Consider the following 13390-nt stretch of genomic DNA (forward strand, 5'->3'; position numbering starts at 1 on the left):
CATGAGCTCAATATCCGACGGTGAACCGCTGACGTGAATGCTTCGGTGTTTCCACTTCATCGAGCATCGCAATCGCATAATCGGCAAACGTGATCCAACTGCGCCCTGCACTGCTCACCAGCAAATCATCCTGACCGATCCGGAACGTTCCTGTGCGCTCACCTTCGACAAACTCCGCCGACGGTGACAGGAAGGTCCAGTCCAGGTCTTTTTCTTCACGCAGGTTTTGCAGGAATTGCGCACCGGCACTGGCCTCAGCCTTGTACTCCTCCGGGAAGCCTTTGCTGTCGATGACGCGAGTGCCGTCCGGCAACAACAACGAACCCGCGCCGCCAACCACCAACAGACGTTTCACCCCGGCTTTTTTCACCGACCCGACAACGGCGCTGGCAGGCAGGGTCGCAAAGTGCGCCGCACTGATCACCACGTCATGGCCGGCGATGGCCGCTTGCAACGCTTGGGCATCCAGCGCATCGACATTCCTGGCGACCACCCCGGCACGCGGGGCGATTTTCGAGGTGTCGCGGGCAATGGCGGTGACGCTGTGACCGCGACGCAGGGCTTCTTCCAGCAGTTGGCTACCAGCGCGACCGGTGGCACCAATGATTGCGATCTTGCTCATGACGTTCTCCAGTTGGCTTGGTTGTACCTGATAGATCGTTCCCACGTTGATCGTTCCCACGCTCTGCGTGGGAATGCCTCAACGGACGCTCCGCGTTCGGCAGTTGATGGGACGCAGAGCGTCCCGGGCTGCATTCCCACGCAGAGCGTGGGAACGATCACTCCAGTGGGTGGGTAAATCGGGTTACCACTTCATCTCGCCCTTGGCGACTTTGGCGCTCAGCTCCAGCGAGCTTTCTTCACCCAGTGTCGGGAAGCGTTTTTTCATCGCGCCGATCAACGCGGCGGAGTCCTTGGCCTTGGCGGTTTCTTCGTCGAAGGCCTTGATGTAATCGGCGGTGAACTGCACGGCGACCAGCGAACGCTTGCTTTCATCCAGGTAGTGACCCGGCACGATGGTGTTCGGCTTGAGGGTTTCGATGGCCTTGAGCGTAGTCAACCAATCGGCGTGGGACTGCGCGGTCTGGGTGTCCGCCATCCACACATGAATGTTTTCAGCGACGACCACGCCACCGACCACGGCCTTGATCGACGGGATCCAGACGAAAGTGCGATCCGGCTGCTTGCCGTCCAGGCCCACCACCTGCAACTTCTGTCCTTCGAGCATCAGGCTGTCGCCCTTGAGCACGCCCGGCACGAGGGTCTTGGCAGGCACATCAGCGCCCATTTTCGGGCCCCAGAACGCCAGCTTGCCGTCGACGGTTTTCTTGATGTGATCCACGGTCGGTTGCGAAGCCAGCACTTTGGCGTTCGGGAAAGCGGCGGTCAGGGTGTCGAGACCGAAGTAGTAATCCGGGTCACCGTGGCTGATGTAGATGGTGGTCAGTTGTTTGCCGCTGGCGCGGATTTTTTCCACCACTTGTTCGGCCTGGGACTTGCCGAACTGCGCGTCCACCAAAATGGCTTCCTTCTCGCCGCTGACCAGCACCGAGGTAACCGGGAAGATCGCTTTCTCACCCGGGTTGTAGACATCCAGGGTCAGGGTCGACGCCGCAGCGGCGTGGACCGCGAAACCCAGGGTGGCGGTGGCCAGCAAAATACGCTTGAGAGAGGTGAAGCCGATCATCTGTTGCTCCGTAATCTGAATGCCGTGCTTGGCGATGGGACAGAGCTTAGTTGCGTAACTCAGTACAAAAAATGCGATGCTTGAACATAGTTTGTTTCTAAAATCGGGCAAATCATGGATCGTCTTCAAGCAATGCGCGTATTCGTCACGGTGGTAGACCTGGGGAGCCAGTCGGCCGCCGCCGATCATCTGGACCTGTCACGGCCAGTCGTGTCGCGTTATCTGGCGGAGTTGGAAGACTGGGTCGGCGCACGCCTGATGCACCGCACCACGCGCAAATTGAGCCTGACCGCCGCCGGCAGCGAAATCCTGCCGCGCTGCCGGCAGATGCTCGACCTGTCCACGGACATGCAAGCCGCCGTCAGCGAGCCGGATGAAGCGCCACGCGGCCTGTTGCGGATCAGCGTCAGCACCTCGTTTGGCCAGGCACAACTGGCAGAGGCGATGGCGGCGTATGTCCAACGCTACCCCGGCGTCAGCATCGACCTGCAGATGCTCGACCGCACCGTGAACCTGGTGGATGAACGCATCGACCTGGCCATCCGCACCAGCAACGACCTGGACCCGAACCTGATCGCCCGGCGGTTGACGGTCTGCCGCTCGGTGATCTGCGCCTCCCCCGCTTATTTGAGCCAACACCCGACGCCGCAACGGGTCGAGGACTTGAGCCAGCACAACTGCCTGACGCACTCCTACTTCGGCAAAAGCCTCTGGCACTTCGATCAGGATGGCGAACCGGTGTCGGTGCCCGTGCAGGGCAGCATCAGCGCCAACGAAGCCAGCACGCTGTTGCGCCTCACCCTCGCCGGAGCCGGCGTGGCGATGCTGCCGACTTATCAGGCCGGTGTGAATATTCACAGCGGCGAACTGGTGCGACTGCTGCCCGATGCCGAGCCACGGCAGATGAGCATTTACGCGGTGTACGCCTCACGCAAGCACATGCCGGCGGCGCTGCGCAGCCTGCTGGATTTTCTTGTTTCGAGATTCCCGGAAGAACCGGAGTGGGATATCGGCCTGTAACCGGATTCCCTTGTGGGAGCGGGCTTGCTCGCGAAAGCGGTGTATCAGTCGCATCAATGCTGGATGTACCGACGCATTCGCGAGCAAGCCCGCTCCCACAGGGGATATCAGTGTTCTGAATGTCGGGTTACATACACGAGCCGTTTTGCTGGCAACTCAGTGGCGCTGACCTATGCTCAAAGTAATACCGAAGGGTATTCGTTCAGAGGTCCACGCCATGAACACCAGAACAAGAAGATACCTCGCCATTTTCATCACCTGCGCGGCAACGCTGGCGCTGTATGGCACCGCCGCCTGGCGCGTGGAGCAGTTGCGGCAACTGCCCCGCGACTATGCGAGCTGTAACTTCGAGCGCTGCATCCCCCACAACGCGACCCTCAACGCCCTTCGGTGACGAAAGCGGTCAGGCCTCGTTGTCCTGATCGGCCTTCAAGCGGTCGCGGAACGCCTTGGGCGAGATCCCCACTCGACGTCGGAACAGACGCGTGAAGTTGGTGGGATCGGAAAACCCCAACACGTCGGACATTTCGTAAATGGTCATGCTGGTGTAGGTCAGCAAACGCTTGGCCTCCAGCAACTGACGCTCGTGCATGATCTGCAACGCCGGTTGCCCCGCCAGCTCTCGGCAGGTGCCGTTGAGGTGGGACACGGAAATCCCCAGCCTATGCGCGAGGTCTTCGACCTTGACGTGCTGACGGTAGGTTTCTTCCACCAGTTGAATAAAGCCGTTGAGGTATTCCCGGGCCCGTTGCGGTCGCTGGCTGGCGTTGCGACGGGAAATCACCTGGCGGCTGACCCAGACCATGATCACGCTGACCAGCGAATGCATCAGCATCTCGCGTGCCGGTTGGTGGCCGGTGTACTCCTCTTGCAACGCCGAAAACAGGCTGTTGAGGTAGTCGCCGTCCTTGCCTGCCGGATAACTTTCGGCCTGGGTCAGTGTGCTCACCGAGCTGCCCAACTGCGCCTGAAGATGGGCCACCAACGGCGCGGCCAGCGTTACGACAAATCCTTCGACATCCTCGGAAAAACGATAACCGTGCACCGATAACGGCGGCAAAACCAGAACGGTCGGCTCAGTCAACTGAGTGCGTTTGCCTTCGATTTCAAGCTCTGCCTGACCTTTGAAAACGAAGAGAAACTGACACAAATCGGCGTGACGATGGGGTTTGATTTCCCATTGATGTTCGCGGCTGCGTTTGGAAATGGTTTCACAGTGCAGCAAGTCGGGGGTCGGCCAGTCCAGGCTTTCACCGTAGAGCTTGAACACTGGAATCGAAGGCAGGTCAGGCTTGTTCATCACTTCAATCCAGGCCTCAGAGGTTTACGGGCGATAATCGCACCGATTGGCAGAATGTACAGGTATCGGCTCAGTTTTCACCTTCAATTGACAGACCCGCAAGGGAAAAATGCAAGCACTCGATCCATAAAAATCATTCACCGGCCTGGGCCGTGTGAAGCTTGCGAGTCATAAAAACAATGAAAACGCTGAAAACCCAAATCGCCATCATCGGCGCCGGCCCCGCCGGTTTATTGCTCGGCCAATTGCTGCACAACGCCGGCATCGACACCCTTATTCTCGAACGCCAGACCCCGGATTACGTGCTCGGACGCATCCGCGCCGGAGTCCTTGAACAAGGCATGGTAGAGCTGTTGCGTGAGGCCGGCGTGGGACAGCGCATGGATGCCGAAGGATTGGTCCACGGTGGGTTCGAACTGGCCCTCGACGGCCGTCGGGTGCACATCGATCTGCACGCACTGACCGCCGGCAAAACCGTGATGATTTATGGTCAGACCGAGGTCACCCGCGACCTCATGGCCGCTCGTCGGGAGGCCGGCGCGCAGACGATTTATCAAGCCGCCAACGTCGTACCGCACGGGATGAAAACCGCCGAACCGTTTGTGACATTTGAAAAGGATGGCGAAACCTATCGCCTCGATTGCGACTACATCGCCGGTTGCGACGGTTTCCATGGCGTGGCGCGACAGTCGATTCCTGTTGATTGCCTGAACGTCTTCGAGCGGGTTTATCCGTTTGGCTGGCTCGGCATCCTGGCCGATACGCCGCCGGTCCATGAAGAGCTGGTCTACGCCCGCCACGAGCGCGGGTTTGCCTTGTGCAGCATGCGCTCGGCCACCCGCACACGTTATTACCTTCAAGTGCCGGCGGACGCAAAGGTCGAGGACTGGTCGGATCAGCGTTTCTGGGATGAGCTTAAAGCGCGCCTGCCTTCTGCGTTGGCCAACACCTTGGTGACCGGCCCGTCCATCGAAAAAAGCATCGCGCCGCTGCGCAGTTTTGTGGTTGAACCGATGCAGTACGGACGGATGTTCCTGGTCGGCGACGCCGCGCACATCGTCCCGCCCACCGGCGCCAAAGGCCTGAACCTGGCGGCCAGCGACGTCAGCACCTTGTTCAAGATCTTGCTCAAGGTCTATCGCGAAGGACGCGTGGATTTGCTGGAGAAGTACTCGGAAATCTGTCTGCGCCGGGTGTGGAAAGCCGAACGCTTCTCGTGGTGGATGACCTCGATGCTGCACCGCTTTGACGATCACGACGCCTTCAGCCAGCGCATCAGCGAGTCGGAGCTGAATTACTTCGTCGACTCCGAGGCCGGTCGCAAAACCATTGCAGAAAATTACGTAGGCCTTCCTTATGAGGCTATCGAATAGCCTGCTACCGACTTACACTGGCGAGCATCCCCGCTCGCCTTGCCCTTGCGGGTCAATCACTGCCCGCAGGTCTTTACCCGTGACCAATCTAAACCAGCCTGAATCGCCTAAACCGGCCATCCGCAGCGTGTTGATCGCTCTGATGCTGGCGATTTTCCTCGGCGCGCTGGACCAAACCATCGTCGCCGTTTCGATGCCGGCCATTTCTGCGCAATTCAAGGACGTCAGCCTGCTGGCCTGGGTGATCTCCGGCTACATGGTGGCGATGACCGTGGCGGTGCCGATCTACGGCAAGCTCGGCGATTTGTATGGCCGGCGCAAGTTGATGCTGTTCGGTATGGGCCTGTTCACGATCGCTTCGCTGTTTTGCGGCATGGCCCAGAGCATGGAACAACTGGTGCTGGCGCGGATTCTTCAGGGCATCGGCGCGGGCGGGATGATTTCGGTCAGCCAGGCGATCATCGGCGACATTATCCCGCCCCGCGAACGCGGTCGTTATCAGGGGTATTTCAGCAGCATGTACGCGGTGGCCAGCGTCGCCGGTCCGGTGCTGGGCGGTTACATGACCGAGTATTTGTCGTGGCGCTGGGTGTTTCTGATCAACCTGCCACTGGGCCTCGGTGCCTGGCTGGTGGCCAATCGCACGCTGGTCGGGCTGCCGGTGCCGCAACGCAAACCGATCATCGATTACCTCGGCACCTTGCTGATGATCATCGGCTTGACCGCTTTGTTGCTGGGTATAACTCAGGTCGGGCAAGGCCATTCCTGGCGCAGTGCCGAAGTGTTGAGCCTGCTCGTGTGCGCGGTGTTGGTGCTCGCGCTGTTTGTCTGGCATGAACGCCGGGCGCGTGAGCCGTTGTTGCCGATGCATCTGTTCGCCAACCGCAACGCGCTCCTGTGCTGGTGCACGATTTTCTTCACCAGTTTCCAGGCCATCTCGCTGATTGTGCTGATGCCACTGCGCTTTCAGAGCGTCACGGGTGCCGGGGCCGACAGCGCCGCGCTGCACCTGTTGCCGCTGGCCATGGGCTTGCCGATTGGCGCGTATTTCGCCGGGCGCCGCACGTCGGTGACGGGGCGCTACAAACCGATGATCCTGACCGGGGCGGTGCTGATGCCGATCTCTATTCTCGGCATGGCCTTCAGCCCGCCCCAGGCTTTTCTGTTGAGCAGTCTGTTTATGTTGCTCAGCGGTATCGCCAGTGGCATGCAATTCCCGACGTCACTGGTCGGCACACAGAACTCGGTTGAGCAGCGCGATATCGGCGTCGCGACCAGCACCACCAACCTGTTTCGTTCCCTGGGTGGCGCGGTGGGTGTGGCATTGATGTCAGCGTTGCTGCTGGCGTTGTTGCAGGATTCGAGTTTTGCCCACCTGGCCGGCTCGTCGATGATTGGCGAGGGCCACTCGGGGAATGTGTTGCTCGATGGTTTGAATGCCGCACCCGGCGATGCGCAGAATGCCCTGCGCGCGGGACTGCTGCTGACCTTCCGGCATTTGCTGATGGTCAGCGCGGCGGTGTCGTTGCTGGGGCTGGCGGCGGCGATTGTGATGCCGAATATGGTGTTGCGGGGGCGCGAGGATAAGGTCCGATAGTGGGACCGAGTCGCCTGCCTTCGCGAGCAAGCCCGCTCCCACATTAGACCGAATTGATTCTGAGATCGCGGTCAACTGTGGGAGCGGGCTTGCTCGCGAATGCGGTCTGTCAGGCACCGCCATTCAAGGGCTGTAATACCCGACCGCCACCAGAAAATGCCCGACCTTTTTCAGGTACGCATGCTTGTCTTCAACCTTGCCGGTCACCGGGTTTTTCCAGCGGTATTCGTATTCGCCGTAATCCTGCTTGGCAATCAACCCCAGGATCGGCTCGCCCACCGGTTTGCCTTCCGGGTCCTTGATCTTGCCGAAGTCGGTATTGATCAACCGCAGGTTGGTGCCGTGCGCGACGTAGCGTTGGGTGTTGAGGTCGACCACAAACACATACAGGTCATCCTGCAAGTAACCGCCCTTGAGCGAGTTGATCGCGTTCAGCGTGCCCTTTTCGTCCTTGACCAGATCGGTCGCCGCTTTGTTCAGCAAAGCCATCGCCTGTTCCGCTGAGGCACGTGGCAGGTAATAACCCACAGCCAGAATCCGCTGGCCGACGCGCTGGTAGAACACATGCTTGCGTTCAACCTTGCCGTCGGACCAGTTCTGCCAGCGATATTCCGCCTGTTGGATGCCATTGCCTTCCGGCACGCTCAAGGCGTCCTTGAACGCTTTCTGCAACTCCGGCCCGAGGGTTTCGGACACATCACGCCCGATCAATGCCGAAGATGGCCCGCCGCTGGCGAGCATCACGCCTTTGGTGTCGACCACGAAGACATAGCGATCCTTGTCGACAAATTCGCCCTGACGACTGAAGGCGGCGAACGCCTTGTCGCCATTGTCGTGGTAGTAAGCCAGGGCTTTTTCCAGCAAGGCCTTGGCTGCCTGACTGTCGTCCTTTTGCGCCGTGGCGGCATGAACCTGCCCCAGGCACAGCAACAGCATCGCGCCCAGCCCCGCCAACTTGTGCAGAACCCCCATTGTCCATCCCCCGTTCTTGTCAGTGTTTCAAGAGCGTAGACGGCAATGGGATATGTATGAATATTCAGCGAATCGCAGTGTGTAAGGAAATCATTCCCGGACTGCCCGGGAATGATTCAGGCCTCACTGCCGGGCGCGCAGCTGCTGTTGCAGATTCTGGATCTGCGCCTGGAGGGTGTTGATGTTGCGGGTGGTCTGGCCGCGGAAGGCGTCGAACTCGGCGATATTGGTGGCGCCTTGCGCAACGGCCGGGCGGTTGTCCTGCTCGCTTTTGAGCACGATCATTTCTTGTTCCAGACGCTCGATGGCGGCGCTCGGGTTGCCTTGTTTCTTCAGAGCGACGATGTCGGCCCCCAGGCTTTTGAGCTGCGCGTCAAATTTGCTGGTGTCGTCCGAGGCACTTTTCAGCGCGGCCAATTCACTGCTCAGGGCTTTGACCTGCGCCTGCAATTGCGTATTGGCGGTCTGGTGCTCGGTGTTCTGGGCGGTCATTTGCGCCAGGCGCTTATCCAGATCGGCGGTTTGCGCAGTCATCTGCGCCAGGCGTTTGTCCAGCTCCGAGGTCTGGCCGACCACGCCTTGCTGCTGCTGGCTCTGGTCCTGGAGTTTGCTTTCCAGTTGCTTGATTTGCAGCTTCAAGGCTTCGCTGTCGCTATTGACGTTGGTCTGGCTGGCGACCACTTTGCCGGAAATATCCTGCAAGCGCCCCGCCGCTTCCTCACTGATGCGCGCGAAACTTTCCTGGGTCGCCACCAGTTGCTGTTCCATCAGCGAAATCTGCTGGAAGCTCCACCAGGCAAGGCCTGCGAAGGCAAAGAACAGTGCGCCGACCAACGCCCACAACGGACCGGTGCTGGCGCTTTTGACTTTGACGACAGGCACCGGCCGCGAGTGCACGGAAGTGCGCGCAGTGGTGGGGAAATCATCGTCGTCGAGGACGTCGGCACGCAGGCTTGGGACATCGTCGAAGTCGTCGTTGGCATCGTTACGCATGGACATTGAGTCAACCTTTGTGGAACGCGGTGATGGCTTTATGCGGCGAGTATAAACCCCACTGCCGACGGATTGACCCTCAACCGCAAACTCGGTTCAGTGCTGGCAGACGGGCAACCGGACAGTCAGCGAAGGTCCTGAGCCTTCCACCAGCCGCAGAATTCGTCGAGGGCCGTCCAGAGACTGACCTTCGGATCGTAGTCCAGATAATGCCGGGCGCGACTGATGTCCAGGGTGAAATTTTTGTTCATGACTTGCATGCCCAGTCGCGACAGCGTCGGTTCGGGACGGCCCGGCCACAGCTTGCACACCCCTTCGTTGAGCGCGGCAACGCTGTAGGCCAAGCCATAGGAACGGTAGCGCGTCACCTGTGGGACATCCATCTTGCGCATGACGTAATTGACCACATCCCACAACGGCACCGGGGCGCCGTTGCTGATGTTGTAGACCTTGCCCAAAGCCGAACCGCTGGCCAGCAAACTGCTGAGCAATGCTTCGTTAAGGTTGTGCACGCTGGTGAAATCGACTTTGTTCAGGCCGTTGCCAATGATCGCCAGCCGGCCCTTGCGCTGCATCTTCAGCAGGCGCGGGAAGATGCTCATGTCACCGGCCCCGGTCACGAAACGCGGGCGCAGGGCGATGGTTTCGAGACCGAACTCCTGGGCGCCAAAGACCTTCTGCTCGGCCAGAAACTTGGTGGCCGCGTAAGGGTGCTTGAAGCGTTTAGGCACCTGTTCTTCGGTCAGCCCCAGATGATCGCGGCCATCGAAGTAGACCGACGGCGACGACAAATGCACCAGGCGCCGAACGCGCTGCTTGAGGCAGGCCTCGACCACGTTTTCGGTGACCTGCACGTTGCCTTGATGAAAGTCCTGATAACGCCCCCACAATCCGACCGCGCCAGCGCAATGGACCACGGCCTCGACATCTGAACACAGCTCGCGCGCCAGTTCCGGGTCGCTCAAGTCGCCCTGGATAAACTCGGCGCCACGGCGCACCAGGTGTTCAACGCTTTCGGCCCGGCGACCGTTGACCCGCACGTCCAGGCCTTGCTCCAGGGCGAAACGCGCAAAGCGTCCGCCAATGAAGCCGCTTGCGCCGGTGACCAGAATTTTCATGTAGAGCTCCAACAAATGCAGCGGTGAGCTTCAAGCTACACGCTGCAAGTTAAAAACGGTCCGCAAGCGCTTCACTTGCGGCTTGCAGCTTGACGCTTATGGCTGCTTCCAGGGCACCAGCCATTGCTTCGACGAACGCACCAATTGATCGGTCAACAACCCCAGAAGCTGACCGCCATTGCGCCAATGATGCCAGTACAGCGGCACATCGATGGGCTTATCTGGCAAAAGCTCGACCAGAACGCCGCGCTCCAGTTGCTCGCGCACCTGTAATTCCGGCACCAGGCCCCAGCCGAGACCGGCCTCGGTCAAGCGGATGAAGCCTTCGGATGAGGGGCATAAATGGTGTTCGAAACCACCCTCGACCCCCAACGAAGCAAGGTAGCGATGCTGCAGGAAATCGTCCGGGCCGAAGACCAGTGCAGGGGTTTTCGCCAACAGATCAGCCCGAACCCCTTGAGGAAAATGCCGTTCAATAAACGCCGGGCTGGCCAACGCCCGATAACGCATGGCGCCCAATAACACACTGCGCGCACCGGCTACCGGCCGTTCGCTCGCGCAAATGCACGCGGCCACTTCGCCCGCGCGCATGCGTTTGAGGCCGACGGTCTGGTCTTCGACGACCAGATCCAGCAGCAAGTGCTGCTCGGCGCAGAAGTCACTAACGGCAGCGGCCCACCATGTGGCGAGGCTGTCAGCGTTCAAGGCGATTCGCAGGCGTTCCGGCAGACCTTCTTCGTCCAGCGCCGGGACCAGCGTCTGTAGATCCCGCTCAAGCAAACGCACCTGCTGGACGTGGTTAAGCAGGCGCCGACCAATCTCGGTCGGCGCTGGCGGAGTGATCCGCACCAACACCGGCTGGCCGACTCGCGCTTCCAGCAGTTTGATCCGCTGGGAAATCGCCGACTGCGACAACCCCAACACCTGCGCTGCGCGTTCAAATCCAGCCTGCTCGACCACGGCGGCCAAGGCGGAAAGCAATTTATAGTCGAACATCAGTTTTCCTAATGAGCGATCAGCATGATTGGTTTTTCTTATACAGGTTAGCAGCGGAGAATGCCCGGCAAGCACTCTTTCACAAGGAACATCGACATGGCTGGCGAAACTTCATTGGCCACCTTGCTGCGCAGCATGAGCCCGCAACTCAACGACGGCGAATACGTGTTTTGCACCCTGCGCGACAGCACGTTGCCGGCAGGACTTGAGATCATCGGCAGCTTCCGCGAGCAGGAAGGCCTGACGGTGATTCTGCAACGTTCCCACGCTGAACAGGCCGGCTTCAGCTTCGACTACGTCGCGGCCTGGATCACTTTGAACGTGCATTCGGCCCTCGAAGCCGTCGGCCTGACGGCCGCGTTCGCCACGGCCCTGGGTCAGGCCAGCATCAGTTGCAACGTGATCGCCGGCTACTACCACGACCATTTATTCGTCGGTCAGGCCGACGCCCAACGCGCACTGCAAGTGCTGCGCGACCTAGCAGCCAACGCGGAGTAAAACCTATGTGGCAAAGTTATGTGAACGGCCTGTTGGTGGCCGCCGGATTGATCATGGCCATCGGCACCCAGAATGCGTTTGTCCTGGCGCAAAGCCTTCGCCGCGAACATCACCTGCCGGTGGCGGCGCTGTGTGTGGCCTGCGATGCATTATTGGTCGCCGCGGGCGTATTCGGCCTGGCAACCGTCCTCGCGCAAAACCCGACCCTGTTGGCAGTCGCCCGTTGGGGTGGCGCGGTGTTTCTGATCTGGTATGGCAGTCAGGCGCTGCGTCGGGCCTGCTCGAAACAGAGCCTGCAACAAGGTGAAAACCAAACCGTTCGCTCACTGCGTGCAGTAATGCTCAGCGCCTTGGCGGTGACCTTGCTCAACCCGCACGTTTATCTGGATACGGTTTTGTTGATCGGCTCCCTCGGCGCCCAACAAACCGAGCCCGGCGCGTATGTCGTCGGTGCGGCCAGTGCGTCGTTGCTGTGGTTCTTCACCCTGGCCCTGGGCGCGGCCTGGTTGGCGCCGTGGCTGGCACGGCCCAGCACCTGGCGGATTCTCGATCTGCTGGTGGCGGTGATGATGTTTGCGGTGGCCTTTCAATTAATCGTCGCCCCCTGATTATTCCAAAAGGCTCTGGAACCTCTATCCCACACAGTTGTTGCGTGGTTATGCCGCACCCCCGGTGCTATGATCCGATCCGATGCGCCGCAAAGAGTACAAACTCCCCGGCGCTTGTCTGGCCGCCCGTGATCGGCCTTGCGCTCACCGCAACTGACCTGATTAGGAGAATCATCATGGCTTTCGAATTGCCGCCGCTGCCTTACGCACACGATGCCCTGCAGCCGCACATTTCCAAGGAAACTCTGGAATACCACCACGACAAGCACCACAACACCTACGTCGTGAACCTGAACAACCTGGTGCCAGGCACCGAGTTCGAAGGCAAGACCCTGGAACAAATCGTCAAGACTTCCTCGGGTGGCATCTTCAACAACGCCGCTCAGGTCTGGAACCACACCTTCTACTGGAACTGCCTAGCGCCAAACGCCGGCGGTCAACCAACCGGCGCACTGGCTGAAGCCATCAACGCTTCCTTCGGTTCGTTCGACAAGTTCAAAGAAGAATTCAGCAAAACCTCGATCGGCACCTTCGGTTCCGGTTGGGGCTGGCTGGTGAAAAAGGCTGACGGTTCCCTGGCCCTGGCCAGCACCATCGGCGCCGGCAACCCGCTGACCAGCGGCGACACCCCGCTGCTGACCTGCGACGTCTGGGAACACGCTTACTACATCGACTACCGTAACCTTCGTCCGAAATACGTCGAAGCGTTCTGGAACCTGGTCAACTGGAAATTCGTGGCTGAGCAGTTCGAAGGCAAAACCTTCACCGCTTAAGATCGACACCAGTCAAAAAAACCCGGCTTTATGCCGGGTTTTTTATGGCCTGGAAAAAGTCAGGCCCCTTGCGGATCGACATTATCCAGCGCCCGGTTCACCGCCAACTCCGCGAGCATGACGATCTGCTGAATCGCCAACACGGTGTTGCGCTGAGGGCCGATCAGGTTTGTGGCGAAATCGCTGGCCATGACACTGGCAGAAGCCAATGACTCACAGGCCTGGGCCAGCAGACTTTCGGTATCCGTGTCGGGAGCGATCATGAACATCGTGCTCGGGCGTCGAGTTTTGACGCTGTAGGGTTCGGGCGGATCGAGGTAGTAATCGAGGGCGCGGTTTATGGCTTCGCGGTCTTTGATGAGCGCTTCGGCTTCGGTGGCTTCGGCTTCAGGGGTGACGGTATTGAAGGGTGGGTCAGGAACTGGCTTATTCATGGATATGCTCTTTCTCAATTG

At 59.7% G+C, this 13390-nt stretch carries 15 protein-coding genes; 7 read left to right on the forward strand and 8 right to left on the reverse strand.

Annotation, left to right across the window (positions count from 1 at the left end; all coding sequences use genetic code 11):
- Nucleotides 1-7 precede the first annotated feature (7 nt).
- Together HNR03_RS10455 and HNR03_RS10460 are read right to left on the reverse strand one after the other, a co-directional pair.
- A complete protein-coding gene (locus HNR03_RS10455; protein ID WP_259153296.1) occupies nt 8-622 on the reverse strand; it encodes an NAD(P)-dependent oxidoreductase in 615 nt (204 codons plus the stop codon).
- A 183-nt stretch (nt 623-805) separates the two neighbouring features.
- Nucleotides 806-1687: an MBL fold metallo-hydrolase gene (locus HNR03_RS10460; RefSeq protein WP_259153297.1), complete on the reverse strand. Its 882-nt coding sequence runs from the start codon at nt 1685-1687 to the stop codon at nt 806-808.
- A 114-nt stretch (nt 1688-1801) separates the two neighbouring features.
- Between HNR03_RS10460 and HNR03_RS10465 the strand changes: the two genes are divergently transcribed.
- Both HNR03_RS10465 and HNR03_RS10470 read left to right on the forward strand, forming a co-directional pair.
- Nucleotides 1802-2707 carry a LysR family transcriptional regulator gene (locus HNR03_RS10465; protein ID WP_259153298.1) on the forward strand — a complete coding sequence of 302 codons (906 nt, stop codon included), beginning with the start codon at nt 1802-1804 and terminating at the stop codon, nt 2705-2707.
- 217 nt (nt 2708-2924) lie between these two features.
- Complete coding sequence (locus HNR03_RS10470; RefSeq protein ID WP_167360513.1) at nt 2925-3101, forward strand: hypothetical protein; 177 nt, start codon at nt 2925-2927, stop codon at nt 3099-3101.
- Nucleotides 3102-3110: 9 nt separating this feature from the next.
- Here the strand turns inward: HNR03_RS10470 and HNR03_RS10475 are convergent, their stop codons facing one another.
- Nucleotides 3111-4007, reverse strand: coding sequence for a helix-turn-helix domain-containing protein (locus HNR03_RS10475; protein WP_259153299.1), 897 nt, complete (start codon nt 4005-4007; stop codon nt 3111-3113).
- Nucleotides 4008-4195: 188 nt separating this feature from the next.
- Between HNR03_RS10475 and pobA the strand changes: the two genes are divergently transcribed.
- Nucleotides 4196-5380, forward strand: coding sequence for a 4-hydroxybenzoate 3-monooxygenase (gene pobA, locus HNR03_RS10480; RefSeq protein WP_259153445.1), 1185 nt, complete (start codon nt 4196-4198; stop codon nt 5378-5380).
- Between the two features lie 79 nt (nt 5381-5459).
- Nucleotides 5460-6977, forward strand: a complete 1518-nt coding sequence (locus tag HNR03_RS10485; RefSeq protein WP_259153300.1) for an MDR family MFS transporter — start codon at nt 5460-5462, stop codon at nt 6975-6977.
- A gap of 123 nt (nt 6978-7100) precedes the next feature.
- On the opposite strand, the gene HNR03_RS10490 is transcribed toward HNR03_RS10485, so the two are convergent.
- The 4 genes from HNR03_RS10490 to HNR03_RS10505 form a co-directional block, all read right to left on the reverse strand.
- Nucleotides 7101-7949, reverse strand: a complete 849-nt coding sequence (locus tag HNR03_RS10490; protein ID WP_259153301.1) for a cache domain-containing protein — start codon at nt 7947-7949, stop codon at nt 7101-7103.
- A gap of 123 nt (nt 7950-8072) precedes the next feature.
- A complete protein-coding gene (locus tag HNR03_RS10495; protein WP_259153302.1) occupies nt 8073-8948 on the reverse strand; it encodes an ATPase in 876 nt (291 codons plus the stop codon).
- A gap of 119 nt (nt 8949-9067) precedes the next feature.
- Complete coding sequence (locus HNR03_RS10500; RefSeq protein WP_259153303.1) at nt 9068-10060, reverse strand: NAD(P)-dependent oxidoreductase; 993 nt, start codon at nt 10058-10060, stop codon at nt 9068-9070.
- 96 nt (nt 10061-10156) lie between these two features.
- Nucleotides 10157-11056: a LysR family transcriptional regulator ArgP gene (locus HNR03_RS10505; protein WP_259153304.1), complete on the reverse strand. Its 900-nt coding sequence runs from the start codon at nt 11054-11056 to the stop codon at nt 10157-10159.
- A 96-nt stretch (nt 11057-11152) separates the two neighbouring features.
- Here HNR03_RS10505 and HNR03_RS10510 point away from each other — a divergent pair, with 96 nt between their 5' ends.
- From HNR03_RS10510 to HNR03_RS10520, 3 genes are all read left to right on the forward strand, one after another.
- Nucleotides 11153-11554, forward strand: coding sequence for an ACT domain-containing protein (locus HNR03_RS10510; protein ID WP_259153305.1), 402 nt, complete (start codon nt 11153-11155; stop codon nt 11552-11554).
- 5 nt (nt 11555-11559) lie between these two features.
- Entirely contained in the window at nt 11560-12162 is a 603-nt protein-coding gene (locus HNR03_RS10515) for a LysE/ArgO family amino acid transporter (RefSeq protein ID WP_222588225.1), read from the forward strand.
- Nucleotides 12163-12338: 176 nt separating this feature from the next.
- The gene (locus HNR03_RS10520; protein ID WP_090187617.1) at nt 12339-12935 is read left to right on the forward strand and encodes a superoxide dismutase; all 597 of its coding nucleotides are present in this window, start codon (nt 12339-12341) and stop codon (nt 12933-12935) included.
- Between the two features lie 59 nt (nt 12936-12994).
- Here the strand turns inward: HNR03_RS10520 and HNR03_RS10525 are convergent, their stop codons facing one another.
- Nucleotides 12995-13369 carry a DUF6124 family protein gene (locus tag HNR03_RS10525; protein ID WP_259153306.1) on the reverse strand — a complete coding sequence of 125 codons (375 nt, stop codon included), beginning with the start codon at nt 13367-13369 and terminating at the stop codon, nt 12995-12997.
- Nucleotides 13370-13390 lie beyond the last annotated feature (21 nt).

The organism is Pseudomonas sp. JAI111, assembly GCF_024809425.1.
In the GTDB taxonomy this organism is placed as follows: domain Bacteria; phylum Pseudomonadota; class Gammaproteobacteria; order Pseudomonadales; family Pseudomonadaceae; genus Aquipseudomonas.